Below are 26,974 nucleotides of genomic sequence, written 5' to 3'. Positions count from 1 at the left end.
CTCAGCACCCGCTGGGCCGCGCTGAGAGACCGCGGATCGACGCGGCCGTCCGCCCTGCTTGCGCCGGACGGACTCGGTTGCACGGCAAGCGGGTTACCGCCCCGCACGAGCACTCGCGCCGAGGAAATCAGGTCTCCGGCCAGACTTCTCCCGAATGCAGTGCGGCGACGCGCGATCACGCAACCTCAAGCGCGCTCCGGTGTCGCGACGGACAAGGCCGACCCCGCTGCCACCGCCGCCTCGGCAGACATCTCCGCGCCCCGCGCGAAGGCCCCCGCAAAACCAGCTTCGCCAAGAACAGCCCGCACGGCCGCCGTGATCCGATCCACGTCACCGCGTTCGGCCGGGGGGAGGGGTGCCTCGACCCCGCGCCGGGCGGCGTCGGCGGCGCCCAGCAGGAGGGCGGCGCACTCGGCGGCCTCCTTCCCGCCGTACCGGGCCGCCGCTCCGGCCAGGCCTTCCAGGGACAGCGCCAGCGCGCGCGGTTCGTCGAGGGCCCGGGCGACGTCCAGGCTCTGGAGGTGAAAAGCCGTCGCCTGCGCGGCATCCCCGCGCAGTTCGGCGACGAAACCGAGTTCCGCGTACAGCAAATGGTCGCCAGCCAAGGAAGACAGGCCCGCGTAGCTGTCGCGGATGTGCCGCAGGTGCTGCTCGGCGGTGTCCAGCTCGCCGGAGCGGCGTGCACCGAGGGCGAGGCCCATCTCGGCGTGGATCTGGCCGTAGGTGTAGCCGTGTTCGGCGGCGATGCGGTGCGCCTGCTGGTGCAGGTCCCGCGCGCGGTCCCAGTCGCGTTCGAGCAGCGCCAGCCTGCCGAGTCCGGACAGGCGCGCGGCGACTTCCGCCTGCAGGTCCAGTTCGCGGGCGATCGCGAGGCCGGCGCGCTGGCGGTCCGCCGCGTCCTCGTAGTCGCCCTTGATCTCGGCCAGGGCGGCCAGCGGCGGGATGGTCTGCATTTCGCCCCAGCGGTCGCCGAGGGCACGGAAGAGTTCCGCGCTGCGGGTGCCGTCTCGGCCAAGGGCGGCGAGGTCGCCGCGGACCAAGGCGAGCATGGCCCGCAGGCCTAGCGCCGCCGCGATGCCCCACTGGTCGTCTTCGGCGGTGAAGAGGTCGAGGGCGAGAGCGGTCGCCTCGGCGCTGGCAGTCGCGTCGCCGACGCTGAACAAGCTGTAGGCCCGCAGCCACAGGGCACGGCCGCGGCGGATCGGGTCGCGAACCGCGTCGGCGTCGGCGGGAGCGGCAGTCTGATCGCCGGTCAGCAGGGCGAAAGCGTGGTGCAGGACAGCGAGTTCCGCGTCCGGAACCCCCGCGTTGAGGACGGTCGACAAGGCACGGCGGCCTTCGGTGAGACGGCCGCGCAACAGCCACCACCACGAGAGCGCGGTCGCCAACCGGGCCGCTTCGTCCGCGGCACTGGAGGTAAGAGCCTCGTCGAGTGCCGCGCGCATGTTCCCGGCTTCCGCGTCGAGACGCGCGAGCCAGGCCCGTTGTTCGTTGCCGCGCAAGCGGGTTTCGGCCTGCTCGGCGAGCGCGAGGTAGTGCCGCAGGTGCCGTCGGCGCACCTCGGCGGCGTCCGACCGCTCGTGCAGGCGTTCCGTGGCGTAGGCGGCGACCGATTCCAGGAGCCGGTACCGGATTCCGGCGGGCCCGTTCGCGACGACGACGAGCGAACGGTCCACGAGCCGCGTCACGAGGTCGAGCACCTCCTCGCGCCGGACGCCGTCTCCCGCGCACACCGCCTCGGCGGCTTCCAGGTCGCAGCCGTCGCGGTGGACGGCCAGCCGCCGCAGCACGATCCGCTCCGGCTCGCTCAGCAGTTCCCAGCTCCAGTCGATCATCGCGCGCAAGGTCTGCTGGCGGGCCGGGGCGCCGCGCTTTCCCCGGGTCAGGACCGCGAACCGGTCGCTGAGCCGCGTCGCCAGCTCGCGGACGCCGAGGCTGCGCACGCGGGTGGCGGCGAGTTCCAGCGCGAGCGGGATGCCGTCGAGGCGGCGGCAGATTTCGGTCACCGCCTCGAGGTCGGCGGGCGGGCATTCTCCCGGGCTCCGCGGGAAGCCGGGCGCGGACGCGGCGGCCCGTTCGACGAACAGCTTCACCGCTTCCGCCGTCGGCAGCGGTTCCACCGCGAAGACGGCCTCGCCCGGCAGCCCCAGAGGTTCCTGGCTGGTGACCAGGATGCGCAGGCCGGGCGCGGTCTGCAGGAGCAGTTCGCCGAGTTCGGCGGCGGCGTCGACAACGTGTTCGCAGTTGTCCAGCACGAGCAGCGCGCGCCGGTCGCGCATGACGGCGGCGAGCCGCTGTGCAGGTCCGGCGCCCGGCGAGGTCGCGGAGGAATCGTCGCGGATGCCGAACGCGGCGGCGGCGAGATCGGCGAGATCGGCGGCCGTCCCGTCGCGCACCCCGGCGAACTCGACCAGCCGAACGCCGTCCGGGAACTGCGCCGCGGTCGCTTCGGCGGCGGCCGCCACGGCCAGCCGCGATTTCCCGACCCCGCCGGGTCCAGTGAGGGTGACGAGCCGTGTCGTGCGCAGCAAACCGGTCAGCTGCGCGAGTGCTTGTTCCCGGCCGACGAGCGGGGTGAGCGCGCTGGGCAGGTTGCCGGGCGGTCGCGCTCCGGCGGCGCCGAGCCCAGGATCTTGCCGGAGCATCGATTCGTGCAGGGCGCGCAGCTCCTGGCTCGGATCGACGCCCAGTTCCTCGGCGAGCCGAGCGCGCAATTCCGCGTACGAGGCGAGGGCCTCGCCTTGCCGCCCGCTCAGGTACAGCGCGCGCATGTGGACTGCGCGCAAGCTTTCCCGCAGCGGGTGCTGCGGCACGAGAACAGCGAGTTCGTCGACCGCGGCGGCGTGGTCCCCGGCTTCCAGCCAGGCCTTCGCGCGTTCCTCCGTCGCGGCCAGCCGCAGCTCGGTCAGCCGATGCGCATCCGCGCGGGCGAACTCCTCGTCCGCGAAATCCGCGTAGGCCGCTCCCCGCCACAAGTCCAGCGCCTCGGTCAGCAGCACCGCCCGGCTCCGCGGATCCGGCGTCGACCTCGCCTTGGCGACGAGTTCGCGGAACTGCCCGGCGTCGATGTCCTCGATCCGCAGCCGGTACCCGGCGGGCTGACGCTCCAGCCGGTCCCGGCCGACGATCCGGCGCAGCTGGGACACCTTCGCCTGCAGCGCGCCGGCGGGTTTGCCGGGCAGTTCGCTGCCCCACAGGTCGTGCACGAGCCGGTCGGCGGTGACCGGTCCGCCGTCGCGGGCCAGCAACGCCGCGAGCAGCCGGCGCACCTTGGCCTCCGGTACGGCGACCGGTCGTCCTTCCTCGTCCCACACCGCGAGCGGGCCGAGAACCCCTAACCGCATGCGTCGCCCCCCGCGCTGTCGTCAGATCGCCGTCAGCCGATCGTAAGCAAACCCGAAGCACCGGTCCGCAGAGTGGTCCTCGTGAAGCGGAACCCGATGACGCGTATGTGTTCACCGGTCCCGCTGCCGAGGAGAAGGCCCGCGCCCGGCAGTCCCTGTTCACCCACGTCCGCAAGAGAAACCGGAGCATGAGCACTACATCAGAAACCGCCGCGGAAGAAGCCAGTGGCGAACAGCGGTTTCCGCTGTTCGCGTTGCTGGCCCTCGCCACCGCCGTGTTCATCACGAGCCTCACCGAGACCCTCCCGGCCGGCCTGCTTCCCGCGATGAGCGGTTCGCTCGGCGTGAGCGAGTCCGCGACCGGCCAGACCGTCACGATCTACGCGCTCGGCACGGTGCTGACCGCGATCCCGCTCTCCGGAGCCACCGCGGGCTGGCGGAGGAAACGGCTGCTGCTGACCGCGATGGCCGGTTTCGCCGTCGCCAACACCGTCACCGCGGTGTCGTCCGAGTACTTCCTGACGATGGTCGCGCGGTTCGTCGCGGGCGTCGCCGCCGGGCTCGCCTGGGCGCTGCTCGCCGGATACGCGCGGCGCATGGTCTCCGCCCAGTTGCAGGGCCGGGCGATCGCCATCGCGATGGCGGGCATCTCGGTCGCGCTGTGCCTCGGCGTGCCCGCCGGGACCTTCCTCGGGCAAGCCGCGGGCTGGCGCACGGCTTTCCTCGCCATGACCGCCTTGACGGTGCTGCTGCTGGTCTGGATCGCCGCCGCGGTGCCGGACTATCCGGGCCACCGCAGCGGCGAAAGGCCGAAGCTCCTGCCGACGCTGCGCGTGCCGGGGGTCGTCCCGGTGCTGTTCGTGACGCTGGTCTTCGTGCTGGCGCACACCATCCTGTACGCCTACATCGCCACTTTCCTCGCCGGGCTCGGCATGGGCGGCAGCACAGATCTCGTCCTGCTCGCCTTCGGTCTCGCCTCGATCGTGAGCATCTGGCTCGTCGGCGCGCAGATCCACCGCCGGCTGCGGTTGCTGACGATCCTCAGCTCGCTGCTCGTCGCCGCCGCCGCGCTGCTGCTGGCCACGATCGCGCGCGATCCGGTGCTGGTCTACCTGTCGGCGGTGCTGTGGGGCTTCGGCTGGGGCGGCGTGCCCACCCTGCTGCAGACCGCAGCGGGCGAGGCGGGCGGCGAATCCGCCGACGCCGCGCAGGCGATGCTCGTGACCCTGTGGAACGTCGCGATGGCGGCGGGCGGCGTCGTCGGCGGAGTGCTGCTCGGCCTGGCGGGCAGCGGCTCGTTCCCGTGGACCGTGCTGCTGTTGATGCTGCCGGTGATCGTGGTCGTCGTGGCCGCCCGCAAACACGGTTTCCCGGCCCGCTCCTCCGCGTCGTGACGTCCTCGATGGCTGAACACTCGCTCCACCACGTCGAACACGGCAGCGGGACCCCGGTCCTGCTCCTGCACGGTTACACCGTCGACCACCGGCTCTTGCTTCCGCTGGAACCGGTCTTCGCGGCCCGAACCGGTTGGCACCGCCTCTACGTCGACCTGCCCGGCTCCGGGCTGTCGCCGAGGCTGACCGGACCGGTCACCTCCGACGCCATGGCCGAAGAAGTCCTGCGATTCGTGGATGCCGTGATCGGCGACGAACCGTTCGCGGTCGTAGGCATCTCCTACGGGGGCATGCTCGCCCGACACCTCGTGGCCGAACGCGGCCCGCAGGTGCTCGGGACGGCGTTGCTCGCACCGCTGGTCAACCGCGCCGGCGAACGGACCTTGCCGGAACGGGAGGTACTCGCCCGGGACGAGCGCCTCTTGGCGTCGCTCGACCCGGCCGACCGGGAGGCCTTCTCGGCGATCGCGCTGCACCAGGACGAAGCGGGCTGGCGGGCCTTCCGCGACCACGTGCTGCCGGGGATCCGCGCGCACCACCGGGAGGACGCCGCGGAACTGCTCAAGGCGTATCTGCTGAGCAGGAATCCGGAGTCGGTTTTTGGTGTGCACCGCGGAAGGCACCTGATGGTGACCGGGAGACAGGACCACCTGGTCGGCTGGCGCGACCAGCTCGCGCTGCTGGACCACTACCCGCACCTGACCTTGGCCGTCCTCGACGGCGCGGGCCACAACGTGCACCTCGACCAGCCAGCCGCCGTGCACGCCTTGCTCGGCGACTGGCTGGACGGGTTCGCCCGGCCCGCCTGAACGCGGACCGGGCTGGCAGCGCACTAACTCGGCCGGACGCCAAGCTCCCGTTCGCAGACCGCGGCGATCCGCAGCAGCCGGGCGTCGTCGAAGTGGCGTCCGGTCGGCAGGGCACCGACCGGACGCCGGGCGGCAGCGGTTCGGTGAGCGCGGGATGGTCGCCGGGGTGGGCGGAGGGACGTGCCAGTTCGGCCAGTCGGCAATGCGCTAGCCCGGCCGGATGCCAAGCTCCCGTTCGCAGACCGCGGCGATCCGCAGCAGCCGGGCGTCCTCGAAATGCCGTCCGGTCAGCATCACGCCGACCGGCAGTCCGGCGGCTTCCGCGAGCGGCATGCTCAGCGCGGGGTGCCCGGTGAGGTTGGCCGGCGCGGTGTTGGCCAGCACCGCCCAGCCTCGCCGGACCCGTTCGATCGGGGACGCGACCTCGACCGGATGCGGCAGTCCGGGCGTGGTCGGCGCGAGCAGCGCGTCGACGCCGTCGAGGGCGCGCACGTATCCCCGCACCAGGCGGCCCCGGGCGTTCTGCGCGATCGCGTACCACTCGCCGCGGTAGGTTTCCTGCAGGTAGGAACCGGCGAGCAGGACGGCTTTCGCGGCCAGTCCGAGGTCCCCGGCCCGTTCGCGCCAGCCGCGCGCGAGACCGTTCGCCAGTTCCGGCCAGTACTGGCCGAGCCACTGGTATCCGTTGCCGCCGGACGCGAGCAGTGCGGCCGTGCCTTCGACGGTGGTGCCGAAGCACAGTGCACCCGCGTCGGCGAGTTCCGGCAGGTCCACCGGGACGACGGTCGCGCCGAGTTTCGTCAGCGCGGCCACCGTCAGTTCCAGTGCGGTTTGCACTTCGGGCGTCGTGCCGGGAAGCCGGACCAAGCCCAGCCGGACCCCGGCGAGCGAAGCCGGGGCCTCCGCGACGGCGGCGGAATAGTCGACCGGCTCCGGCAGGCCGACCTGCCGGGGATCGGCGCCGTCCGGACCGGCGAGCACGTCGAGGACCCGGGCGAGGTCCGCGGTCGTGCGGGCGAGCGGGCCGAGGTGGTCGACGGTGTGGTCGATCCCCAGCGAACCGGTCGCCGGAACCAGGCCGCGCGTCGGCTTGAGCCCGAAAAGACCGCACCACGCCGCCGGAACGCGGACCGAACCGCCCTGGTCGGCGCCGACCGCGACGTCGACTCCGGGATAGTGCAGCGCGGCCGCGCATCCGGCCGACGAACCGCCCGCGGTGCGCGCCGGGTCGAACGGGTTCCGGACCGCGCCGCCCGGTCCGGTGTCGCCGCCCGCGGCGAGGCCGAGTTCGTCCATCCGCGTGGTCGCGACGATCCGCGCCCCGGCGGCCCGCAACCGGGCGACGACGGTGCTGTCGGCGTCCGGCCGGAAGTCGGCGAGCAACGCGGAACCGGCGGTCATCGGGACGCCGGACACCGCGACGCAGTCCTTCACCGCGACCCGGAACCCGTTCAGCGCACCGGATCCGGTGGGTTCGGCGTCCGTCCACCAGGACACCGCGTGGAGCGGATCGTCCTCTGTGGACGGTGCGCGCACCGTCCGGGGCGCCGCGGCCGAAGGCTCCGGCCGCGGCAAGGAGCCGACCGTCTCAAGGATTTCCGCGAGTAGCTCCTGCACCTCGGGCAGTTCGGCCGGGCTGACCGGCAGGCCGAGGCGTTCGGCCTGCCGCCGGCTGTCGGGAACCTTCACCGCAGCGCCCGTCCGGCCGCGACCACGAGCGGGTCGCCCCCTCGATGCGGTTCGCGCACCCAGCCCTCGTGCCAGCCGGACATCTGCTGCATGGCGATGTCGATCGTGCGGAAATACCACCGACCGTCCACCTTGCGGAACTCGTCGGTGTACCAGCCGGTCATCAGCACCGGCTCGTAGCCGTCGGTGCCCGTCATCGTGGCGAATTCCAGCAAATCCCACCGGCCGTGCGCGGTGTCGCCGGACGGGGCGACGTCGATCACCGGGTTGACCATGAAATGCGCGGCCCACGGCATCATCCCGGCCACACCGGAGAACCACTTGCGGATCGCGTCGTGCCCGCGGTGCTCGCCGAACACGTTGCTGCGCCACACGACCTCGCCGTCCGGGGCGAAGAGCGCCATCAGCGCGTCGGGGTCCGCGCCGAGGTCGCAGGTGCGCGCGTAATCGCTTTTGAGCCGGCGGATCGCTTCGAGGTCTTCGAGCCGCTGGACGCGGGCGAGCAGGTCGTCGTTCATGCCGGGGTCCTTTCCAGGGCAACGGATGCGGTCTTGCAGACGGAACGGCAGGCGCGTTCGGCGGCGCAGCACACCGAACAGACGCTGCCGCGATGGAACGGGCAGGAGACGAAGTCCGCGCTGGCGTGCGGTTCGGAGCACACCACGCACTTCACGAGGTCCTCGGCGACGATGTCCCCGGCGGTCGAGGCGACGGTGTAGTACCGGCCCTTCGTGGCGAGCGCGATCGCGGGCACCAGCACAAATGCGGCAGCCGCGGCGATGAACGGGGCCAGCGTCATGCCCAGCGGCCCGAACAGCCCGAAGGCCGGGGGAGCCGAGACGATCAGCGCGCCGGCGATGGCGCCGAGCCCGACCGGGTTGAACGCGGGCAGCCGCGAACGGCGGTACTCGAAGTGCGGGGGAGACAGCCGCAGCAACCGCTTGTTGATCGTCATGTCCGCGACCACGCAGGCGATCCACGCGAGCATGAACACGCCGCCGAAGGTGAGCACCGCGTTGAGCCGGCTGTAGAGGTCGCCGAACATCGCGGCCGCGCCCAGGACCACGGTGAGCACCACGAACCAGTGCCGTCCGGGCGTCACGCCGAACACCCGGCAGAAGAACCCGGCGAACTGCAGCGAGCCGGAGTAAGCGTTGCTCAGGTTGATCCGCAGCTGCGTGGTGACGACGAACAGCACGCCCCACACGCCGAACACGTCGGGCAGGTACTTGCCGGGGTCGGTTTCGCCGAACCGCAGCGACAGCCACGCGCCCAGCAGCGTCGGGCCGAGGAAGGTCACCGCGGCGAACACCGGGCCGACCACAAAGGACCCGAGACGGCGGCGTTTCGCCGGGATGAACCGGCCGAAGTCCGCGGCGACCGGGATGGTCCCGGCGACGCCGAACGCGGCGGCGAGCAATTGCAGCACCGGCGGACCGGCCGTCGCATCCGCGCCGCCGGCCGGGCGGTAGGACCAGAAGCCGACGTCGACCGGCGTGTGCGCGGCGTGCCAGACGGTCAGCGCCATGAACACCGCGAACACCGGCAGCGTCACCCACATCAGGATGTTCACCAGCCGCAGGCCGTACCAGGTCAGCGGGATGAACACCGCGCCCGTACCGGCGTACACGACCCACGGCGGCACCGACGGCCACTGCGCCATCACCGCGTTCGCCATGATCGAGCCCTCGAAGGCGAAGAACAGCACCGAGTTCACCGCGAAGATCAGCGACGTCACGGTCGAGCCGAGGAAGCCGAACCCGGCGCCGCGGGTGAGCAGGTCGGACCCGAGCCCGCTGCGGGACGCGGCGCTGGTCCACAGGTAAGCCAGCGCGCCGACGATGACGGTGGCGATCACCAGCCCGATCACGAGATTCGCGGTCCCGTAGGCGCGCACCAGCGTGCCGCCCCAGGAGAAGAAGAACATCGCGGTGGTGATGCCGAACATGACGCCGAACAGCGACGGCACGCTCCACTTCTGGTAACTCGACGGCACCGGGCGCAGCGCGTAGTCCTCGCGGTTTTCGGCCCACGCTTCGGTCATGGCGTTCCTCCCTGGAGGGAGTTGTGCCGGGTCTCGGGCGTCAGGAACGCCGCGACCAGGCTGATCAGCGCGCCGCCGGCGAGGTACCAGGCGGGCGCGTAGGTGCTTCCGGTCGCTTCGAGGATCGCTGTGGCGACCAAGGGTCCGGCGCCGCCGAAGAGGACGACGCCCGCGTTGTAGCCGATTCCGACCCCGCTGTAGCGGCGGGCGGTGGGGAACAGCTCGGCGAACAGCGCCGGCTGCGGTCCGAGCATCAGCGCCTCGCCGACCACCATGACGCCGAGGCCGGCGATCAGGAAGCCGAGCGAAGCGCGGTGCAGCAGGAAGAATCCGAGCGGAGCGGTCACGAGGACCCACGCCGCCCCGGCGATGAGGAACGGCTTGCGGCCGATCCGGTCGCACATCCGCGCGAAGACGACGGTGAGCACGATCAGGATCGTCATCGCGGCGAACCCGGCGATCTTGGCCCGGCCCGGCGGCACGTGCAGGACGGTGGCCAGGTAGGTGGGCCCGTACACGAGCAGCACGTACGTGCACATGGTGGGCGAGCAGACGAGCGCGGCGATGCGGACCATCGAGCGCCAGTCGTGCCGCAGCGTCGCCCGCAGCGGCGCGCGCTCGTGCTTGTCCTCGGCGGCGAGTTCGGTGTACGCCGGGGTTTCGCCGAGCCGCAGCCGCAGGTACAGCCCGACCAGCCCGAGCGGCAGCGCCGCCAGGAACGGGATCCGCCAGCCCCACGACTGGAGGTCCGCCGGGCTCAGCAGTTCGGTGCACAGCAGGCTGGACAGCCCGGCGACCATCATGCCGAGCACGATCGTGATGGTCTGCCAGCTGCCGTAGTACGCGCGTTTGCCCGGTGGCGCGCTTTCGATGATGTAGGAGACCGCGCCGGTCCATTCGCCGCCCGCGGACAGGCCCTGGGCCAGCCGCAGCACGAGGATCAGGATCGGGGCGGCGACGCCGATGGACGCGTACGGCGGCACCACCGCCATGAGCGCGGTGCCCAGCGAGATCAGCAGGATGATCGCCGACAGCGCGCTGCGGCGGCCGTACCGGTCGCCGATGTAGCCGAACACGACGCCGCCGAGCGGGCGCACCACGAAGCTGACGCCGAACACCGCGAAGGTCAGCAGCAGCCCGGCGGCCGGGTCGGCGACCGGGAAGTAGAGGACGGCGATCGTGGAGGCGAGGTAGCCGTAGAGGACGAATTCGTACCACTCGATGAAGTTCCCGATGCACGCGGCGATGATCGACGTGCGCTGGGCGCGGGTGATCGTGGTCCGGGCCGGGGCCGCCGCGGTGGTCATCGGACGCTCGCTTTCTCCGCCGCGGCGCCCCAGTCCGGGGTGCCGAGGACCGGGATCCGGTCGACGTGGTCGAGGTATGTGCCGAAGCCGACCTCGAGCCGGACCCGGCCGTACCGGGCGCGGACGACTTCGGTGCGGGGCAGGGTGCTGATCGGGTCCGAAGTGGACGGTCGCAGTACGACGTCGGCGGTGCCTTCCCAGCCTTCGCCGGGCTGCGAGGTCCGGAACGGGACGCGCACCAGGCGGCTGATGTCGTAGCCGGTGCCTTCGGCGCTCGGGATGAGCTTCAGGGGGAAGTGGCTGGCGAACCAGTCCGGGATCGGATCGATCTCGGAGTGCCGCCGGGCAGCCTGCGCGGTGACGGTGACGACCTCGATGCCGTTCGCGGTCACGATCCGGCCGGTTGCCGAGGAACCGTCCTCGTCGAGCGTCACGGCACGGGCTTGTTTCTTGGGCAGCCCGAAGATTTCCCGGCCGAGCGTGCCGTGGTTGAGGCCTTCGATGAAGAACGTGAGCGGATACGCGCCCACCTCCTCGTGGCGGCGGCACTGGACGCAGACGCCGGCCTGCAGATACGGCGGACGTCGTTCCACCGTGCCGTCGGGCAGGCGGAACTCCGCGCCGAGGAACTCGGCGACCCAGACGGCGACGCGCGGATCGTCGGTCGGCGCAAGCGGCGCGGGGAGGACTTCGGCGAGCACCTGGGGATCGGTGCGGTATTCGACGGTGAGCCAGCGCAGGTCCACCGATTCCGCGCCGACGCCGTACAGCGGCGCGAACGCGGGCATGGACACCGCGGGAAGAACAGGGGGCATGGGGAGTCTCCGGAGGTCAGGCGCGGACGGTTCGGGCGATGGCTTCGGCGATCACGTCGGCGGTCGGGATGACCGCGCCGGCGAGGACCGGGGCGGCGGGGATGCGGGCGTCGGGCGCGCCGACCCGCACCGGCGGGCTGTGCAGCGGCACGCCGGATTCGGCGACGGCGGCCACCACCTCGCCGCCGAATCCGCCGACCGTGTGCGCCTCGTGGGCGACCACGAGCCGGCCGGTGCGGCGCACGCTTTCCAGGACCGCGTCGAGGTCGAGCGGACGGACCCAGCGCGCGTCGACGACTTCGGCGTCGATGCCGTCGGCGGAAAGCCGTTCGGCGGCTTCGAGAACCCGGTGCTGCATGGCGCCCCAGGTCAGCACCGTGACGTCCCTGCCGGGCCGGCGCACGGCGGCACCGCCGATTTCCGGGATCGGGCCGCCGATCTCGACCTCTTCCTTGCCCGCGTGATACAGCGTGCGATTCTCGATCACGACTACTGGATCGTCGCACCAGATGGCGGAAAGAAGGAGGTCGTAGGCGTCCTGGTGGGTGGCGGGCAGGCAGACGCGCAGACCCGGCACGTGCGCGAAGAACGCTTCCAGGCTCTGCGAATGCTGCGCGCACGCGCCCGGCGCGCTGCCCTGCTGGGTGCGGACGGTGATCGGCGCGGACAACGCCCCGCGCGACACGTAGCGGACATTCGCCGCCTGGTTGACCAGCTGGTCCAGCGCGACCAGGGAAAAGTCGACCCACATGATCTCGACGATCGGGCGTCGCCCGAACATCGCCGACCCGACCGCGCCGCCGAGGATCGCCGACTCCGAGATCGGAGTGTCGAAAACGCGCTCGCCGAATTGCTTGTGCAGCCCCTTGGTCACGCCGAACACGCCACCGGGCTTGCCGACGTCCTCGCCGAACAGCAGCGCTTCGGGCCGCTCGTCGAGCGCGCGGCGCAACGCGGCGTTGACTGCCTCGGCGTAGGACAGTTTCTTGGTCTCAGGCATAGAGGAGCTCCAGAACGGTTGCGGGGTCGGCGATCGGGTCGGCGAGGGCTTGGGCGGAGGCGTCGGCGATCTCGCGGTGGACGCGTTCGACGATGGTGTCCACTTCGGACTGTGCGACGCCGACCGAGAGGAGTTGCCATACCAGGGCACCGATGGGTTCCGCGGCGGTGGCCGCTTCGAGTTCCCCGGCGGGCCGGTAGTGCTGGGCGTCGCCGATGTAGTGGCCGACGATGCGCTGGGTCATGGCTTCGAGCAGGACCGGACCTTCGCCGTCGCGGGCGCGGCGGACCGCCTCGGCGACGGCGGAGCGGACGGCTTCGGGGTCGTTGCCGTCGATCCGCGCGCCGGGCATGCCGTAGGCGGACGCGCGCCGGAAGAGCTTGTCGATGCGCACCATGTCGGCGATGGGTGTCAGTTCGGAATAATGGTTGTTCTCCACCAGGAAAATCACCGGCAGGCGGCGTACGGCGGCGAAGTTCATCGCTTCGTGCACCGCGCCCTGGTTGAGCGCGCCGTCGCCGAACGCGGCGAGTGAGACCCGGCCGGAACCGTCGAAGGTGGCGGCTAGCGCGGCTCCGGCGGCGATCGGGGCACCGGCGCCGACGATCGAATTCTCGCCGTACATCCCGTGCGACGGAGCGGTCAGGTACGCGGAACCGCCGCGGCCGCCGTTGATTCCGGTTTGGCGGCCGAGAAGTTCGGCGAACAATGCGCGCGGCGGGGCACCGCAGGCGAGCGTCCAGCCGTGGCCGCGGTAGGTGGGGAACACCGCGTCGCGTTCGAGGTCGAGCGCGGCGCAGGCTCCGACGTAGACGGCCTCCTGGCCGTTGCACAGGTGGACCGACCCGACGATGTCGCCGGTCCCGCGCAGGCGGGCGACTTCCTCTTCGAAGGAACGGATGCGCTGCATCGCCTCGAAATGGCGCAGCAGGGCGGCGGTTTCGGGCATGGGGGTACCCACTTTCGTTTTCCGGAACGGGAAAAAGGTCAGGAAACGTCGCGGCCGGACCACGCCGACTGTTCGGGCGTGGGCACGACCAGCCGTCCGGTGCGCAGCAGGCCGCTGGCCATCACGGCCGCCTCGCGCACTTCCTTGACCAGCCACGCCTGGCGTTCGACAAAACGGGGCTGGGGAACGGAAACGGTGAACGCGCCCGCCGGGACGCCGCCCTCGCCGAAGAACGGGGCGGCGACGCAGCACACCCCGGCGCTGAATTCCTCCAGGTCCAAGGCGTAGCCGCGGCGGCGGATCGCGGCGAGGTCGGCCGCGAGCGCTTCGTAGTCGGTGATCGTGTTGGGCGTGACCGGTTCCATCGGCACGCCGTCGAACATCGCGGCCACCTGCTCCTCGGGCAGGAAGGCGAGCACGGCCTTGCACGACGCGCGGGCGTGCATGCTGCCGGTGTAGCCGACGTCGAGGTTGCCGACGTTCAGCGTGTGCAGGCCGGACAGGAAGTGCTGCAGGGTAAGCGTTCCGTGGTGCCAGCCGGCGACGTACGACGTTTCCTGGGTCTTGTTGTGCAGCCGGGTGAGGATCAGCGCCAGCTCCGGCGACGGGCCGGACCGCCGCTGCAGATGGCGGCTCAGCGACGCCGCCCGCGGACCGACGTCGTAGCGCCCGCCGGGCAGGCGCAGCAGGTAGCCGCCCGCGACGAGGGTGCGGAGCAGGTGGTAGCAGGTGCCGATCTTGATGCCGAGCTGGCGGCTCAGCACCTTCGCCGTCGCCGAACCGTCGGCCGCCGCGACCGCTTCGAGCACTTGCAGACCGCGCTCCAGCGTGTGCAGGACCGTGGCCGAGCCGTCAGCCATCGCCCACCTCCAGGCGGGCCAGCGCCAGGGCGAGCACCTCCGCTGCCGCCACGACCTCGCGTTCGGCGACAGACTCGTCGGGTGCGTGCGCCTTGGTCACTTCGCCGGGCCCGAAGATCGCCGTCGGAATCCCGCGCGAGCCGAAGAACGCCGCGTCCGAACCCGCGGTGAAACCGGTGAGGAGCTCCGCGCCGGCGGACTCCTTCTGCGCCGACCGCAAAGCGGCGACCAGCGGACTGTCCATCGGAGTTTCCCAGCCGGGCAGGCCTTCGTGGTCCCAGCGGACAACGGGCGGATGCTCGCGCAGCCAGTCGTCGGTGGCCGCGAACTGCGCCAGGACCCGCTCGACCTCCCGGCGGACCGCGTTCGGGTCCTCGCCGGGTTTGAGCCCGATCCGGCCGGACATCGTCGCGAAGTCGGGCACGGCCGCGCGCCAGCTCCCGGCGCGCGCGGTGCCGACCGCGAACGGGATGGCGGTCGGCACCCCGTCGAACAGCGGATGGCGATAGGAAGCGGATCGCTTGCGCGCGAACTCCGCCAGCGCCTCCCGCACCCGGATCAGCAGCTCGAACGCGTCCACGCCCCGCCAAGGCGCCGAGGTGTGCGCGGCGACGCCGGTGACGTCCACGGTGAAGAACAGCAGCCCGGTGCTGATCGGCACGATCGCGCCGTCGGTCGGTTCCAGCACGAGCGCCGCGACCGGGTCCGGCACCTCCAGCGCCGCGGCCCGGGTGCCGACCCCGGTGGTCTCTTCGGCGACCACGAGCTGGACCGCGACGTCGAACGGCAGGTCGACGCCCAGGTCTTCGAGCACCGCGAGGGCGTAGAGACCGGCCGCGATGCCGCCCTTCATGTCGACCGAGCCGCGGCCGTGGACGTGCCCGTCGCGGCGCAGCCCGGAGTACGGGGGATGGGTCCACTGCTGCTCGTCGCCGGCGGGAACGACGTCGAGGTGCCCGTTGAGCACCACGCACGGAAGCCCGCGCCGCCGCGGATACCAGGCGACGAGGTTCTCGCGCGCCTCCGGCCGGGGTTCGCCCTCGGCGAGGCCGGTCGGGCCGATCAGCTGCCTCGTCACCGGCCAGCCGCGGCCGGCGAACCAGTCGGCGTACACCCCGGCGACCCGGTCCTCCCAGCCGCTTTCGCTCGGCGCGCGCACCGTCGCGGCCAGCAGCTCCAGCATGTCCTCAGCCACCGCGTCGACGCGCGAGCGCACGTCGTGCCCAGTCGGTCGAGGCATCGTCACCTCCAGTTCGCCGTCCCCGTTGTCGGACCGGCAGACTCTGCGCCGCCGGCCGGGCCCGGTGCAGCAAACTGAACCCGTTTTTCGATTATCTGAAATTCGGCGCGCGGACGGAAGTGGCGCGGCCCGGCGGGCGCCTACGGTCCGCGGGACCCCGTCGCCCCGCCCGAGGAGGCCCCGTGTCCCACGCCGAGCTGCTGCAGCGGCACCGTCAGGTGATGCCGAGCTGGCTGAACCTGTACTACGACGCCCCGATCGAACTGGTCCGCGGGACCGGCCGCCGCGTCACCGACGGCGAGGGCCGCGAGTACCTGGACTTCTTCGGCGGGCTGCTGGCCACCATGGTCGGCCACGACATCCCGGAGATCACCGCGGCGATCCGGGAGCAGGCCGGGCGGCTGCTGCATTCCTCGACGCTGTACCTGATCCGCAACCAGGTCGAACTGGCCGAGCGGATCGCCCGTCAGTCCGGGATCGCCGATCCGCGCGTCTTCTTCGTCAACTCCGGCACCGAGGCGGTGGAGGCGGCGTTGCTGCTCGCCACCCAGCGCCGCCGGTCGCACCAGGTGCTGGCGCTGCGCGGGAGCTACCACGGCCGTTCGTTCGGCACCGTCGCGGCGACCGGCATCCGAGGCTGGTCCGCGACCGCGCTCAGCCCGCTCGCGGTCACCTACGTGCACAGCGGCTACCGCTACCGCAGCCCGTTCCGGGACCTCGACGACGCCGGGTTCGTCGCCGCCTGCACCGAGGAATTGCGGACGATCCTGGAAACCTCGACGTCCGGGGACGTCGCCTGCCTGCTGGCCGAGCCGGTGCAGGGCGCGGGCGGATTCGCGACGCCGCCGGAGGGCTTTTTCCCGGCGATGAAGGAAGTCCTGGACGAGTACGGCATCCTGCTGGTGTCCGACGAGGTCCAGTCGGGCTGGGGGAGGACCGGGCGGTCGTTCTTCGCGATGAACGGCTTCGGCGTGGTTCCCGACGCGATCACCTTCGCGAAGGGCCTCGGCAACGGCGTCGCGATCGGCGGGGTGGTCGCGAGCGCGTCCCTGATGGACTGCCTGACCGCGAACTCGATCTCCACCGCGGGCGGCAACCCGCTCGCCACCGCCGCCGGAGTGGCCACTGTGGACTATCTGCTGGACCACGACCTGCAGACCAACGCGGACAAGGTCGGCGAACACCTGATGTGCGGCCTGCGCGCGATCGACAACCCGCTGATCGGCGAGGTACGCGGGATGGGCCTGATGATCGGCGTCGAACTGGTGCTCCCGGGCACCCGCGAACCCGCCGTCGCCGCCACCGGGGCGGTGCTCGAAGCCGCGCGGGAGCGGGGCTTGCTGATCGGCCGCGGCGGCCTGCTCGGCAACGTGCTGCGCGTGACGCCGCCGATGACCGTCACCGTCGCCGAAGCCGACGAAGCCCTGTCGGTGCTTCGGGATTCCCTGGCGGCAGTGCACTTCTCGCTGAAGGAGGACAACTGATGAAGCGCTGGAATCCCGACACCGTCGGCGCCCCGGTCGGCCGCTACAGCCACGTCGCACGCGTGGAGGCTGGCCACGAACTGGTGCTGATCTCGGGCCAGATCGGCGCACTGCCGGATGGCACTCTCGCCGGACCAGACGCGGAAGCGCAGACCCGCGAAGTGCTGGCGAACATCGAACGCGTGCTCGCCGCCGCGGGCGCTCGGCCGGAACACCTGGTGAAGGTGTTCAGCATGGTCGCAGGCACCGAGCACCTGGCCGGTTTCCGCGCCGCCGTCGGCGAGGTATTCGCCAGGTGGTTCCCCGCCCAGGACTGGCCGACGCAGTCGATGGTCGTCGTGTCGGCCCTGGCCCGGCCGGAAATCGTCGTGGAAATCGAGGCGACCGCCGCGGTGCCGCGATGACGCCGGGGGAGTTCCGCGCCCTGTTCCCCGCGCTGGCAGACCAGGTCTGGCTGGACACCCCCGGCGCCCCGCCCGGTGCCGCGCCGGTCGTCTCGGCGCTCTGGGAAGCTCTGGACAGCTGGTCGTCCGGCACCTTCGACTGGCTCGCGTGGGACGGCGCGTCCGCGCGAGCCCGTTCTCTTTTCGCGGACTACGTCGGAGTGCCCTCGTCGACGGTCGCCGCGGTCTCGTCCCTCGCCGAGGCCGCCGCGACGGTCGCGAATTCCTTGCCCCGCAGCAAGGTCGTGGTAGCGGAAGAGGAGTTTCGCAGCAACCGGTACCCGTGGCTGGCCCGGCACGACGTGGTGAGCGTCCCGGCGCGCGGGGTCGAGGACCTGATCGCGGCGCTGGACCCGGAGGTCGCGCTGCTCGCGGTAAGCGAGGTGACCAGCCGCGAAGGACAGCGATTCGACCTTCCCGCGCTGCGTGCGGCGACCGACGAGGTCGGGGCGCGGCTGTTCGTGAACCTGACCCAATCGTTAGGCGCGCTGCACTTCGATTACGCCGCGGTCCGCCCGGATTACCTCGCCGTGCACGGGTACAAGTGGCTTCTCTGCCCGCGTGGCACGGCCTGGCTGGTGGCGCGTCCGGACCGGGCGGCCGAGCTGACGCCGCTCGCGCCGGGGTGGAAGTCGACCTCGCCGCCGCACGGCTATTTCGGCGGCCCGCTGGAACTCGCCGCCGAGGCGTCCCGGTGCGACGCGTCCCCGGCCTGGTTTTCGTGGGTCGGCGCGTGCGCCGCGCTGACCCTGTTGTCCAGCCTCGATCCGGCGGCCGTGGAACGACATGTCGTGGGGTTGGCGGGAATGCTGCTCGACGAAGCCCAAGCGCAGGGCTACCGGCGGGTGACGGATGGGCCGTTGTCGCAGATCGCCGTGGTGGCAACGGATCGCGCGCCCGAACTGGCGGCAGAGCTGACGAAGGCCCGCGTGCGAGCAACGGCCCTCGGCGACCGGGTGCGGTTCGGATTCCACTACTTCAACACCGAGGAGGACGTCGCCGCGGCGGTGCGGATTTTGGCGCGGTAGCGGGTCCCGTCAAAGCTCGATTTCGGGATGCAGCCGGGCGACGGTCCATCTCCGTTGCCGGTTGGCGGCGAGACTGGTGCCCACGAGCGCCACGACCGCGAAGCCGGCCAGGACCGCGAAGTCCCGGACGAGGTGCGTGCCGAGGCCGCCGGAGACGGTGACGCGCAGGCCGTCGACGAGGTAGGTCATCGGCAGCAGGGGATTCAGGAACTGGAAGAACCCCGGGGTCGTCGGCATCGGGTACAGGCCGCCGGACGACGTCAGCTGGAGGATGAGCAGGACCAGCGACAGCACGTCGCCGGGAGCGCCGAGCGCGGTGCGCAGGAAATGGTCGATCGCCACGAACGAGGCCGCGCCGACGAGCAGCAGGAGCACGGTCAGCACCGGGTGAAGCGGATCGAGCCCGAGCCCGAAATCCACGACGGCGTACAGGACCAGCGCTCCGACGCAGCCGAGCATCGCCCCGGGGAGCCAGCCGGCCACGGCGACGGTGGCGGCGGACACCCGGGAGGCGAGCGCGCGTTTGTTCAGCGGACGCAGGAGCAGGTAGGCGAAGAGGCCGAACACCCACAGCGCGATCCCGAAGAAGAAGGGCGCGAAACCACGCCCGTACACGCCGGCCGGGTTGAGGTTCTGCCGGTCGACGTGCACCGGGTTGCCCAGGACCTCGGCGGCGTGGGCGATCTGGGCGGGGTTGGTCTGCGGGATGCGCTTGAGGCTGTCATCGATGACGCCGGAGACGTCGGCCGCGCCGCTGTGCGCCTGGTCGGCGGCGGTCTGCGCGGTGGTCGCGCCCTTGGTCAGCGTGGTCAGCCCGGCGGTAAGCGTGCGCGTGCCGGCACTGATGTCCTGCGCACCGTTGTCGAGCAGCACGGTAGACCCGCTGAGCGCGTTGATGTTCTGCTGGGCGGTGCCGACGTTCGCCTGCAGCGCCTGTGCCTGCTGGAACGCTTGCTGTGCGGTGCGATCGGCCGCCGCGGTGTCCCCGTCCACTCGCGCGGTCGCGTCGCTGAGCTGGTGCGCATCCGCGAGCGCACGCTGGTACGCCGGATCGCCCCGAAGCTGCGGGAAGGTGTCGCCGAGCTGCGTGAGATCGGCGGTGCCGCGCTGGGTGTACTGGCTGATCTGCGCCGTGCCGGTGTGCGCGGCGGCGAGTCCTCGTGCCGTGACGCCGGTGACCCCGCTGAGAGTGGCCGCGGCGCCCGGCAGCTGATCGGACACGACCTGGCCGACTTTCCGGGCCTGACCGCCGAGCGTGTGCACGGCTTGGGAAACGCGGTCCGCGCCGCTGGAGATCTGCGCTGTGCCTTGGCGCAACGTGTCGGTGCCCGAAGTGAGAGCGGTGGCTGCCTGCTGCCCGACCGTGGTGGCGTCGACCAGCCGGTGCGCGCCGTCGGAAGCGGTGGTGAGCTTGTCGCGTACGTCGGACAGTTCGCCGTAGATGCTGCGCACGTACGCGGCGTGGGCGGCGGCGTTGATCTGGTCCTGCAGCTCCGGCTGTACCACTTCGGTCATGATGCCGACCACGTAGTTGTTGGCGTCGTTGAGTTCGATGCCGATCCCCGCCTGCTCGGGGCGCGTGTTCGCCGCGGTGGCCAGCTTGCCGCTGAAGTCCGGCGGAACGGTGATCGTGAAGTAGTAGCGGCCGTCGGTCAGCCCGGCCCGGGCTTCGCCGCTGTCGACGAAATGCCAGTCGAACGTGCCCGCGGCCTTGAGCTGCTGGACGAGCTGGTTTCCGGCGTCGATCGGCTCGCCCTGCGGCCCTTGCGCCGGACGGTCCTCGTTGACGACCGCGACCGGGATGCTGCTCAGCTTGCCGTACGGATCCCAGTTGGCCCACAGGTACATCGCGCCGTAGAGCAGCGGAACCAGGCACAGGACCACGGGGACGAGGCGGCGCAGCGGGCTGCCGCGGAAGCGCCGGAGTTCGAGGAGCGCGAGCCGTACCGCCTTCATCGGGCTTCCTCCGGTGCCGAGTCGTCGGGCAGCCGGTCGGTGCTGAGCGCCGGCAGGGCGAGCCGGACCGTCTCCAGGTCCGGGGGCGCGGGACGGACGGAACTGGCGAGCAGGGTGACCCCGGTCGCGGCGACCCGCCCGGCCGCCGCCCAGACCTCCCGGCGCTGGTCCGGGGTGCAGTCCCGGTCGAGATCGTCGAGCACGATCGCGCCCGGCCGTTCGGCGAGGGACAGCGCCAGCGCCAGCCGGGCCGAACCGGCCGTGCCGAGTTCCTCCGCCGTCGCTTTCCCCGGAACGTCGAGACCGACCAGGTCGAGCGCGTCCCGCACGGCGGCGGTCGTCACGCGCGCCAGCCAGGTGCGTTCGGCGATCAGCTCGTCGACCCGCAGCCGGGGCTCCAGCGAGAGCGCCGGACCCGCCGCGGCGACCGCCACCGTGCGGCGGACCTCCTGGTGGTCGTCGGGCAGAAGATGAGCACCGACGCGCACCGCGCCCGAATTGAGCCGCATCCGGCCCGCGAGAGCGAGCAGCAGGCAGGTCCGCCCGGTCCCGGCCGCGCCGTGCACGGCCAGGATCGCGCCCGCGGGCACGTCCAGATCGACGTTCTCGAACACCGGCCCCCTCGGTCCGCGCACCCCGAGCCCGCGAGCGGTGACTTGCACACCTGACAACATGACCGGACGGTAACCGCGCAACCCCGGTACGCGCACGATGAGGCGCGCTGTCCCTCCGGCGGCCGACGCTGAAAGCGGTTGCCCAGGATCGGACGATCGTGGTGGTCTGGCGCGGTGATCGAAATCGGGTGGGAGCGGCCGTTGCATCAACGCGGCGTTGCCTCGGTCCTGGCGGTGACGCGCGATCACCTCATCGTTCACGAGCGCAGCACCAGACTGGTGAGCCTCGACCCGGCAAATGGCTCGGTGCGATGGGACGCTCCCGTCGGCACCTGGCCGCGCGCGATTGTCGTCGCCGGGGACCGCTGCCTGGTGATACCGCGAAACACCCCGCGACTGTCCTGTTTGGACCTCGCGACCGGGCGACGGCTCTGGTCCGCGGACGTTCCCGCTTTCACCGGACATCTGGCCGTTTCCGCGAACGTGGCGCTCGTCGGCGGCTGGCGCGGGATTCGTGATCTCAGCGATCGGCCCCGCCGCTTCCTGCTGCGCTGCGGGCCGCGCACTGGCTGAACTCGGCCTGGCCGCCACCACTGCCCGTGCGTTCGTCCGAGCCGAGACCGACCTGGCGGCTACCGCACCGGACCATGCCGGAGGATCGCTGTGGCTGCCCGAACCCGGCGGCGGTTACCCGGTGGCGGATCCCGTCACGGGACGCGTGCAGTGGCGCAAGGCACGGGTGGACCTGCTTCGCCGACCTCAGAGGTCGAGCACCGTGACGGTCACCCGGGCGACGTCGCCGGGATCGAGCTTCTCCGCTTTGCGCACCGCGCGTTTCACCGGCAGCACGTAGCCGCGCGTGCTGTCCGGGAAGATCGACGTCCGCCACGTCGTGGCGCCGACCCGGACCTGCACGCGCCTCGATCCGAAGCCGCGGCGCGGGCCGCCCAGTTCGCGGATCTCGTCGGAGATGTCGCGGGGCAGGCTGACGAAGGTCCAGGTTTCGGTCCGCCGTGCGTCCCAGATCCACAGTTCAGCGTCGAAGTGCACTTCCACCCCGCCAGCTTCGCACGCGGCACCGACAGTTTCCGGAGCGAGCCGCACCACCCGATCAGGCCGAGACGAGGCTCGTGACGGCCCAGGTGACGCACGCGACCCCGGCGATCTCCAGAACGATCGCGACGAGCAGGGTCCGCGCGGTGCTGATGTTGATCGCCCGCGAGTTCTGCAGCACCGTGAGCCGGGTTTTGGCGACTTCCCTTTCCGCGTAGCTCGACGGCGCGTTCCAGTATTGGTCCTCGGCGATCAACGGGGTGAGGTTTTTCAGCGCGATCGCGTCGCTTCTCCGGGGCGCGTTGGTGAAGATCCCCGCGGCCGCGGCGAGCACCAGCAGCGCGGCCGCCAGGTACAACGGAAGCTTGACCGCGTCCGGGAGCACGAAGTTCTGGGCTTTCGTCGACAGCGCGGAGAGCCCGAAAAGCAGCGTGACCAGCGTTCCGGAAGAACTGATCACCGCCAGTCCCCGGACCTGCAGGGAACTCGCGTTCGCGCGGGCGTTGTCGATCTCTTTGTCTATCAGGCTCGCGATCACGGGCCCGGATTTCCTCGCGCTGTCCGCCGGTTCGGGCCCGGCGGTCATTTGTCGCGGTCTTCCGCGGGGTCCGGAAGAATGCCTCCGTCGAGGACTTTCTCGGTCCCGATAGTCGGGTAGGCGAATTCCGACGGAGGGGACGGCGGCTCGGCCGGGAGCGGCAGGGTCGTCTCTTCGCGGTCGTCGTCGGACACGGCGTCCTCCGGGGTTCGGCAGTGCCGGTGGTGTGACAGTGAGTCGCCGTGCCGTGGTGTTTCGTTACCCGGGCGGAGGTCAGCCCGCGGTGGGCGGTTGATCCACGAGCTGCGCCAGGTACAGCTGCTCGCCGAGTTTGTCGATCAGCTCCAGCTGCGTTTCCAGGTAATCGACGTGGTGCTCCTCGTCGAGAAGGATTTTCTCGAGCAGGTTCGCGCTGCCCGCGTCGCCGTGGGCGCGGCACATCGGGATGCCGGGCCGGAGCCGGTCGAGCACGTCGATTTCGATCGCGAGGTCCGAGGAGAACATCTCGGGGATCGTCTGGCCGACGTTGATCGGCAGGAGCCGCTGGTAGTTCGGGAGGCCGCCGAGAAGGAGGATGCGGTCGGTCAGCCATTCGGCGTGGTGCATTTCCTCGATCGACTCGGCGCGGGTTTTGGCGGCCAGCTTCGTGAACCCCCAGTCGGCCTGCATCCGAGCGTGCAGGAAGTACTGGTTGATCGCGGTCAGCTCGCTGGTCAGCTGCTCGTTGAGCAGCGCGAGCACCTCGTCGTCGCCTTGCATCGTCCGCACCTCCGGCCTCGACCGGACCGGATGCTACCCACGCGTGATGCGCCTCACAACCGGAGCGGAGCGTGCTGGTCAGGCGCTGTGCGCGAGGTCCTGCGGGGCGGCGCGTTCGAGGAGGATCCGGTTCAGCCGTTCGTGACAGGTTCCGCAGCCGGTCCCGGCGGCGCAGCGCTCGCCGATCTCCTCGACGCTGCGGGCTCCGGCCATGACGGCGGCCTCGACCTGCGGCATCGTCACAGCCGCGCAGACACATGCGTACATCGCCGACGACACCCCTTTGCCGGTCCGGGTGATTAGGTAAGGCTAAGCACAACAGATCAACTGGGGTCTGGCAAGGAGCGGGTCGAGTGGCCGCGGTCACTCGGGCGGGCCGCTGCGGCACCAACCGGACGTTTTGCTCGCGGGCGCCGCCCGGGGCCGCCGGGAATCCGCGTCTGTCGCGGGTGGACAGTGTGCCGCGGGCACAAGCCAAAACTCAGTTCCGGGACGTCGCCGGGCGAGATCACGGCCCGGCCCGGTCACTCGCGGTGCAGGTGGCGCAGCGTGGCCGGAAGGTCGAGGTCGAAGTCGTCCTTGTCGTCCGCCCAGCGCGACATCACCTCGGCCGCGCCGGTGGCGAGGGCGTCCGGGAGACCGAGCGCCCGGGCGGTTTCGGCGACCTCCAGCATTTCGGGTGCCCATCGCCAGGCGCGCGCAGCCGCGGACGGCAGTCCGGCGGTGTCTGCCAGCGCGTTGCCGCCGAAGGCGTTCGCTTCCTTGCGGAGGTGCTCGCCGACACCGTAGTCGTCGGCGATCGCGTGGCTGACCGCGGCCAGCGCACGCGAGGCCTTCTGGAACGACCCGTAGGCCATCTTCACCGCGCTCGCCGCGCCGATCCGTCCGCCCAGCGGCACCGGTTCCGCCCTGCTGCCGGCCAGCAGTCCCCGCACCAGTTCGACGGCTTCGTCCGGGCCGGAAAGGTAGACGCGGGCGGTCGAGCGCTCGTCCGGGGGAGGACCGATGATCGATCCGTCCACCACGGTCGCGCGGACCCGGTCGGCGATCGCGGCTGTCCGATGTGGACTGATGGCGTTCGCCTCGACGTAGACCCCGCGGTAGTCCCCGAGACATCCGGCGACCTCCTCGGCCGCGGCGGGCGGGCAGATCGAGAACACGACCGCGCTCCGCTCGAGGAGCTGGGGAATCGTCTCCGCCGCGGTCAGCCCGGTCTCCGCGGCTCGTCGCGCGGTTCCCGCCGACCGCCCGGCCGGGCACCACAACACCCGATGCCCGCCCGCGATCAGTTGCGCCGCGATCGCCGAACCCATCCGGCCCGGATGCAACAGTCCCACCGTCGTATCCGCCACAGCACGGGTATACGTCAACGAGGACGGCTCCGCCACCTCCGCGCTAGGCGGGCCGGGAAACGCCCGATTCGGCGCGCTGCCGCAGGATCCGCGCGGCGTGCTCGCCCCACTGCAAGTTCTCCTTTTCGAAGGAGATTCCGCGCAGCAACGTCAGATAAGGCCCGACGCGGTCGTTCTCGCGCAGGTAGTCGCTTTCCGACCGGCCGTCCAGCATGCGCTCGCGCAGCCGCTCGAACCGGGCGAGTTTGGCGCGGCTCCACTCCATGCGTTCCTCGACGGCGGCGAGCACCGCTTCGGCGTCGCCCGCGTCGCTTCCCTGCACCTTGACCAGGAGGTCGTCCCGGATCGTGGTGGGCTGGACCGGCGTCGCGGTGAACTCGTGCAGGGCGCGCCGCCCGTCGGCGGTGAGGCGGAACACCCGCTTGTTGGGCCGGCGTTCCTGCTCGACGACGCGCGCCGCGATCATGCCCTCGGCCGAGAGCCGTTCGAGTTCGCGGTAGAGCTGCTGCGGGGTCGTCTGCCAGAAGTTGGCGACCGACGCGTCGAACGACTTGGCCAGGTCGTACCCGGAGAACTCGCCCTCCAGCAGGGAGGCGAGGATCGCGAACTTCAAGGACACCTGGACACGGTAGCACTCCGGTGATTAATCTCGGCTGCACTTAATCAACAAAGTTAGTAGGAGGCAGCGTGCACCCGTTCCGGAAGGCCGTCGAGAGCGGCGACCACACCGCCGTCGAAGCGCTGCTCGCCGACGACGTGACGTTCACCAGCCCGGTCGCGTACCGGCCGTACCCCGGCAAGCCGATCACCTCGGCCATCCTGCGCGCCGTGAGCCAGGTTTTCGCCGATTTCCGCTACGTCCGGGAGATCTCCAGCGCCGACGGGCACGACCACGCCCTGGTCTTCACCGCGAAGGTGGGGGACAAGGAGATCAACGGCTGCGATTTCCTGCACACCGACGAAAACGGGCTGATCGACGATTTCGTGGTCATGGTGCGCCCGCTCTCCGCGGCGACGGCGCTCAGCGAAGCGATGGCCGCCCGGTTCGAGCAGATCAAACAGGAGGCCGGTGCGTGACGATCCGTTACGTGGCCTTGGGCGACAGCCAGACCGAGGGCATCGGGGACGGCGACGAGGCCACTGGCTACCGCGGCTGGGCGGACCGGTTCGCCGAGCATCTCGCCGCGGCCGGCGAGCCGGTGGAGTACGCCAACCTCGCCGTCCGCGGACGCCTCGCCGGTCAGGTGCGTGCCGAACAGCTCGCCCCGGCGCTGGCTCTGCGTCCGACACTGGCCACCGTGGTCGCCGGAATGAACGACGTGCTCCGCCCCGGCTACGACGCCGACGCCGTGGAAGCGCACCTGACGGCCATGTTCGCCGCACTCACCGCTGCCGGTGCCGAGGTAGTCACCCTTGCCTTCCCCGACCTCGGGCGAATCGCCCCGATCGCGGCCCCGTTGCGCCCGCGAGTCGCCGACCTCAACCGCCGAATCCGTTCCGCGGCCGCCCGATACGGGGTCACGGTCGTGGACTGCGACCGGCACGAAGTCGCCAGCGACCCGCGTCTCTGGTGCGCGGATCGCTTGCACGCCAACCCGATCGGACACGCCCGCATCGCGGCGGCCGTCGCGCACCGCCTCGGCCTCCCCGGCAGCGACGACAGCTGGAGCGCTCCGCTGCCGCCTGCCGTCCGCAAACCGGCGTGGCGCAAGGTCGGCGCGGAACTCCGTTGGCTAGCGGAGTTTCTCGGCCCTTGGCTGGTCCGACGGTTGCTCGGCAGGTCTTCCGGGGACGGCCGCAGCGCGAAACGTCCAGTGCTGCTTCCCGTGTGAGCGCGAGCAAGTTGCGATCTGCGACGGCTCCGCACTTGGAGCGGTATCGGCGGACAGTCAGGCCAACAGCTTGGTGAGCCGATCCAAGAGCTGGCCGAATTTCGCGAGGTCGAGCGGGTCGCCCCACCCGGGTGCCTCGTCGGTGACCGGACCGTCGGCTTCGCCGTTCCAGTAGAAGAAATCCGCCCAGCCGCCCGTGAACAGCACGACGCTTCCCTCCTGCGAGCCTTTGGCGAGCGCAACGCCGATCGAATCGGCATCGACGACGGCCGCGCGATCGGTGACGATCCGGTGCGGCCAGACATCGGCCTGGTCCCGCCAAGTGGTCTCGCCCGCGGTGATGCCGAGACGGTGCCACTCGCCGCGCCGCTGAGCGATCTGCCGCGCGGCGGCGTCCAGGTCGATGAGGTTGTCCACGGGACGAGTATCGCGGGTCGCGCAAGCTTGATTCTCAAGACTCCGCA

The 26,974-nt window shown here is 71.3% G+C and carries 28 protein-coding genes; 8 read left to right on the top strand and 20 right to left on the bottom strand.

Annotated elements, in window-relative coordinates; all coding sequences use genetic code 11:
• Positions 1 to 185 precede the first annotated feature (185 nt).
• Complete coding sequence (locus CU254_RS20695; RefSeq protein WP_009079027.1) at positions 186 to 3,344, bottom strand: BTAD domain-containing putative transcriptional regulator; 3,159 nt, start codon at positions 3,342 to 3,344, stop codon at positions 186 to 188.
• Between the two features lie 188 nt (positions 3,345 to 3,532).
• Here CU254_RS20695 and CU254_RS20690 point away from each other — a divergent pair, with 188 nt between their 5' ends.
• Positions 3,533 to 4,738 carry an MFS transporter gene (locus CU254_RS20690; RefSeq protein WP_037717608.1) on the top strand — a complete coding sequence of 402 codons (1,206 nt, stop codon included), beginning with the start codon at positions 3,533 to 3,535 and terminating at the stop codon, positions 4,736 to 4,738.
• Positions 4,739 to 4,746: 8 nt separating this feature from the next.
• On the top strand, positions 4,747 to 5,547 hold the full coding sequence (locus tag CU254_RS20685; RefSeq protein WP_158688056.1) for an alpha/beta fold hydrolase: 801 nt from the start codon (positions 4,747 to 4,749) through the stop codon (positions 5,545 to 5,547).
• Between the two features lie 207 nt (positions 5,548 to 5,754).
• Here the strand turns inward: CU254_RS20685 and CU254_RS20680 are convergent, their stop codons facing one another.
• From CU254_RS20680 to CU254_RS20640, 9 genes are read right to left on the bottom strand one after another with little or no spacing between them, the layout of a single operon-like run.
• Complete coding sequence (locus tag CU254_RS20680) at positions 5,755 to 7,236, bottom strand: amidase family protein (protein ID WP_037714309.1); 1,482 nt, start codon at positions 7,234 to 7,236, stop codon at positions 5,755 to 5,757.
• Positions 7,233 to 7,754, bottom strand: coding sequence for a nuclear transport factor 2 family protein (locus CU254_RS20675; RefSeq protein ID WP_050788235.1), 522 nt, complete (start codon positions 7,752 to 7,754; stop codon positions 7,233 to 7,235). Before CU254_RS20675 ends, CU254_RS20680 begins: the two co-directional genes overlap by 4 nt.
• Entirely contained in the window at positions 7,751 to 9,280 is a 1,530-nt protein-coding gene (locus CU254_RS20670) for a cytosine permease (protein WP_009079020.1), read from the bottom strand. The genes CU254_RS20675 and CU254_RS20670 overlap by 4 nt, the downstream gene beginning before the upstream one ends.
• Positions 9,277 to 10,587: an MFS transporter gene (locus CU254_RS20665; RefSeq protein ID WP_009079018.1), complete on the bottom strand. Its 1,311-nt coding sequence runs from the start codon at positions 10,585 to 10,587 to the stop codon at positions 9,277 to 9,279. The genes CU254_RS20670 and CU254_RS20665 overlap by 4 nt, the downstream gene beginning before the upstream one ends.
• Entirely contained in the window at positions 10,584 to 11,402 is an 819-nt protein-coding gene (locus CU254_RS20660) for an acetoacetate decarboxylase family protein (RefSeq protein WP_100266835.1), read from the bottom strand. The genes CU254_RS20665 and CU254_RS20660 overlap by 4 nt, the downstream gene beginning before the upstream one ends.
• A gap of 16 nt (positions 11,403 to 11,418) precedes the next feature.
• Positions 11,419 to 12,402 carry an alpha-ketoacid dehydrogenase subunit beta gene (locus CU254_RS20655; protein ID WP_009079014.1) on the bottom strand — a complete coding sequence of 328 codons (984 nt, stop codon included), beginning with the start codon at positions 12,400 to 12,402 and terminating at the stop codon, positions 11,419 to 11,421.
• Complete coding sequence (locus CU254_RS20650) at positions 12,395 to 13,351, bottom strand: thiamine pyrophosphate-dependent dehydrogenase E1 component subunit alpha (protein ID WP_009079012.1); 957 nt, start codon at positions 13,349 to 13,351, stop codon at positions 12,395 to 12,397. The genes CU254_RS20655 and CU254_RS20650 overlap by 8 nt, the downstream gene beginning before the upstream one ends.
• Before the next feature lie 38 nt (positions 13,352 to 13,389).
• Positions 13,390 to 14,211 (bottom strand): IclR family transcriptional regulator, encoded by an 822-nt coding sequence (locus tag CU254_RS20645; protein ID WP_009079011.1) that lies wholly within the window; start codon positions 14,209 to 14,211, stop codon positions 13,390 to 13,392.
• Complete coding sequence (locus tag CU254_RS20640; protein WP_009079009.1) at positions 14,204 to 15,451, bottom strand: M20 family metallopeptidase; 1,248 nt, start codon at positions 15,449 to 15,451, stop codon at positions 14,204 to 14,206. Before CU254_RS20640 ends, CU254_RS20645 begins: the two co-directional genes overlap by 8 nt.
• 182 nt (positions 15,452 to 15,633) lie before the next feature.
• Here CU254_RS20640 and CU254_RS20635 point away from each other — a divergent pair, with 182 nt between their 5' ends.
• From CU254_RS20635 to CU254_RS20625, 3 genes are read left to right on the top strand one after another with little or no spacing between them, the layout of a single operon-like run.
• On the top strand, positions 15,634 to 16,935 hold the full coding sequence (locus CU254_RS20635) for an aspartate aminotransferase family protein (protein WP_009079007.1): 1,302 nt from the start codon (positions 15,634 to 15,636) through the stop codon (positions 16,933 to 16,935).
• Positions 16,932 to 17,339 (top strand): RidA family protein, encoded by a 408-nt coding sequence (locus tag CU254_RS20630; RefSeq protein WP_037717601.1) that lies wholly within the window; start codon positions 16,932 to 16,934, stop codon positions 17,337 to 17,339. The genes CU254_RS20635 and CU254_RS20630 overlap by 4 nt, the downstream gene beginning before the upstream one ends.
• Entirely contained in the window at positions 17,336 to 18,406 is a 1,071-nt protein-coding gene (locus tag CU254_RS20625) for an aminotransferase class V-fold PLP-dependent enzyme (protein WP_009079004.1), read from the top strand. The genes CU254_RS20630 and CU254_RS20625 overlap by 4 nt, the downstream gene beginning before the upstream one ends.
• Before the next feature lie 9 nt (positions 18,407 to 18,415).
• Here the strand turns inward: CU254_RS20625 and CU254_RS20620 are convergent, their stop codons facing one another.
• The gene (locus CU254_RS20620; protein ID WP_009079002.1) at positions 18,416 to 20,362 is read right to left on the bottom strand and encodes a YhgE/Pip family protein; all 1,947 of its coding nucleotides are present in this window, start codon (positions 20,360 to 20,362) and stop codon (positions 18,416 to 18,418) included.
• A complete protein-coding gene (locus tag CU254_RS20615; protein WP_009079000.1) occupies positions 20,359 to 21,036 on the bottom strand; it encodes an ATP-binding cassette domain-containing protein in 678 nt (225 codons plus the stop codon). Before CU254_RS20615 ends, CU254_RS20620 begins: the two co-directional genes overlap by 4 nt.
• Positions 21,037 to 21,150: 114 nt before the next feature.
• Here CU254_RS20615 and CU254_RS20610 point away from each other — a divergent pair, with 114 nt between their 5' ends.
• A complete protein-coding gene (locus CU254_RS20610; protein WP_009078998.1) occupies positions 21,151 to 21,549 on the top strand; it encodes a PQQ-binding-like beta-propeller repeat protein in 399 nt (132 codons plus the stop codon).
• A gap of 186 nt (positions 21,550 to 21,735) precedes the next feature.
• Here the strand turns inward: CU254_RS20610 and CU254_RS20605 are convergent, their stop codons facing one another.
• From CU254_RS20605 to CU254_RS20580, 7 genes are all read right to left on the bottom strand, one after another.
• Positions 21,736 to 22,032, bottom strand: coding sequence for a DUF1905 domain-containing protein (locus CU254_RS20605; RefSeq protein ID WP_037717599.1), 297 nt, complete (start codon positions 22,030 to 22,032; stop codon positions 21,736 to 21,738).
• A 55-nt stretch (positions 22,033 to 22,087) separates the two neighbouring features.
• Positions 22,088 to 22,567: a hypothetical protein gene (locus tag CU254_RS20600; protein WP_158688055.1), complete on the bottom strand. Its 480-nt coding sequence runs from the start codon at positions 22,565 to 22,567 to the stop codon at positions 22,088 to 22,090.
• A gap of 44 nt (positions 22,568 to 22,611) precedes the next feature.
• Positions 22,612 to 22,761 carry a hypothetical protein gene (locus tag CU254_RS43110; protein WP_158688054.1) on the bottom strand — a complete coding sequence of 50 codons (150 nt, stop codon included), beginning with the start codon at positions 22,759 to 22,761 and terminating at the stop codon, positions 22,612 to 22,614.
• A 79-nt stretch (positions 22,762 to 22,840) separates the two neighbouring features.
• Entirely contained in the window at positions 22,841 to 23,326 is a 486-nt protein-coding gene (gene bfr, locus CU254_RS20595; RefSeq protein WP_009078992.1) for a bacterioferritin, read from the bottom strand.
• Positions 23,327 to 23,404: 78 nt separating this feature from the next.
• Entirely contained in the window at positions 23,405 to 23,593 is a 189-nt protein-coding gene (locus CU254_RS20590; RefSeq protein WP_037717597.1) for a bacterioferritin-associated ferredoxin, read from the bottom strand.
• A 257-nt stretch (positions 23,594 to 23,850) separates the two neighbouring features.
• Positions 23,851 to 24,663, bottom strand: coding sequence for an NAD(P)-dependent oxidoreductase (locus tag CU254_RS20585; RefSeq protein WP_009078988.1), 813 nt, complete (start codon positions 24,661 to 24,663; stop codon positions 23,851 to 23,853).
• A gap of 58 nt (positions 24,664 to 24,721) precedes the next feature.
• Positions 24,722 to 25,297 (bottom strand): PadR family transcriptional regulator, encoded by a 576-nt coding sequence (locus CU254_RS20580; protein ID WP_009078986.1) that lies wholly within the window; start codon positions 25,295 to 25,297, stop codon positions 24,722 to 24,724.
• Between the two features lie 68 nt (positions 25,298 to 25,365).
• Here CU254_RS20580 and CU254_RS20575 point away from each other — a divergent pair, with 68 nt between their 5' ends.
• Together CU254_RS20575 and CU254_RS20570 are read left to right on the top strand one after the other, a co-directional pair.
• A complete protein-coding gene (locus CU254_RS20575; protein WP_009078984.1) occupies positions 25,366 to 25,755 on the top strand; it encodes a nuclear transport factor 2 family protein in 390 nt (129 codons plus the stop codon).
• Positions 25,752 to 26,510, top strand: coding sequence for an SGNH/GDSL hydrolase family protein (locus tag CU254_RS20570; RefSeq protein WP_009078983.1), 759 nt, complete (start codon positions 25,752 to 25,754; stop codon positions 26,508 to 26,510). The genes CU254_RS20575 and CU254_RS20570 overlap by 4 nt, the downstream gene beginning before the upstream one ends.
• A 57-nt stretch (positions 26,511 to 26,567) precedes the next feature.
• Here the strand turns inward: CU254_RS20570 and CU254_RS20565 are convergent, their stop codons facing one another.
• Positions 26,568 to 26,927, bottom strand: a complete 360-nt coding sequence (locus CU254_RS20565; protein ID WP_050788233.1) for a hypothetical protein — start codon at positions 26,925 to 26,927, stop codon at positions 26,568 to 26,570.
• Positions 26,928 to 26,974: the final 47 nt, after the last annotated feature.

Origin of the sequence: Amycolatopsis sp. AA4, assembly GCF_002796545.1 — a bacterium.
GTDB lineage: Bacteria > Actinomycetota > Actinomycetes > Mycobacteriales > Pseudonocardiaceae > Amycolatopsis.
The sequence above is the reverse complement of the archived record's forward strand: the minus strand, read 5'-3'. Positions and strand labels throughout refer to the sequence as shown.

What these genes read in the sequence shown, in the direction of transcription:
- CU254_RS20620 (WP_009079002.1), bottom strand. Translation starts at nt 20,362, where the DNA reads ATGAAGGCGGTACGGCTCGCGCTCCTCGAACTCCGGCGCTTCCGCGGC.
- CU254_RS20660 (WP_100266835.1), bottom strand. Translation starts at nt 11,402, where the DNA reads ATGCCCCCTGTTCTTCCCGCGGTGTCCATGCCCGCGTTCGCGCCGCTG.
- CU254_RS20695 (WP_009079027.1), bottom strand. Translation starts at nt 3,344, where the DNA reads ATGCGGTTAGGGGTTCTCGGCCCGCTCGCGGTGTGGGACGAGGAAGGA.
- CU254_RS20655 (WP_009079014.1), bottom strand. Translation starts at nt 12,402, where the DNA reads ATGCCTGAGACCAAGAAACTGTCCTACGCCGAGGCAGTCAACGCCGCG.
- CU254_RS20675 (WP_050788235.1), bottom strand. Translation starts at nt 7,754, where the DNA reads ATGAACGACGACCTGCTCGCCCGCGTCCAGCGGCTCGAAGACCTCGAA.
- CU254_RS20625 (WP_009079004.1), top strand. Translation starts at nt 17,336, where the DNA reads ATGACGCCGGGGGAGTTCCGCGCCCTGTTCCCCGCGCTGGCAGACCAG.
- CU254_RS20645 (WP_009079011.1), bottom strand. Translation starts at nt 14,211, where the DNA reads ATGGCTGACGGCTCGGCCACGGTCCTGCACACGCTGGAGCGCGGTCTG.
- CU254_RS20670 (WP_009079020.1), bottom strand. Translation starts at nt 9,280, where the DNA reads ATGACCGAAGCGTGGGCCGAAAACCGCGAGGACTACGCGCTGCGCCCG.
- bfr (WP_009078992.1), bottom strand. Translation starts at nt 23,326, where the DNA reads ATGCAAGGCGACGACGAGGTGCTCGCGCTGCTCAACGAGCAGCTGACC.
- CU254_RS20665 (WP_009079018.1), bottom strand. Translation starts at nt 10,587, where the DNA reads ATGACCACCGCGGCGGCCCCGGCCCGGACCACGATCACCCGCGCCCAG.
- CU254_RS20690 (WP_037717608.1), top strand. Translation starts at nt 3,533, where the DNA reads ATGAGCACTACATCAGAAACCGCCGCGGAAGAAGCCAGTGGCGAACAG.
- CU254_RS20685 (WP_158688056.1), top strand. Translation starts at nt 4,747, where the DNA reads ATGGCTGAACACTCGCTCCACCACGTCGAACACGGCAGCGGGACCCCG.
- CU254_RS20640 (WP_009079009.1), bottom strand. Translation starts at nt 15,451, where the DNA reads ATGCCTCGACCGACTGGGCACGACGTGCGCTCGCGCGTCGACGCGGTG.
- CU254_RS20590 (WP_037717597.1), bottom strand. Translation starts at nt 23,593, where the DNA reads ATGTACGCATGTGTCTGCGCGGCTGTGACGATGCCGCAGGTCGAGGCC.
- CU254_RS20615 (WP_009079000.1), bottom strand. Translation starts at nt 21,036, where the DNA reads ATGTTGTCAGGTGTGCAAGTCACCGCTCGCGGGCTCGGGGTGCGCGGA.
- CU254_RS20650 (WP_009079012.1), bottom strand. Translation starts at nt 13,351, where the DNA reads ATGCCCGAAACCGCCGCCCTGCTGCGCCATTTCGAGGCGATGCAGCGC.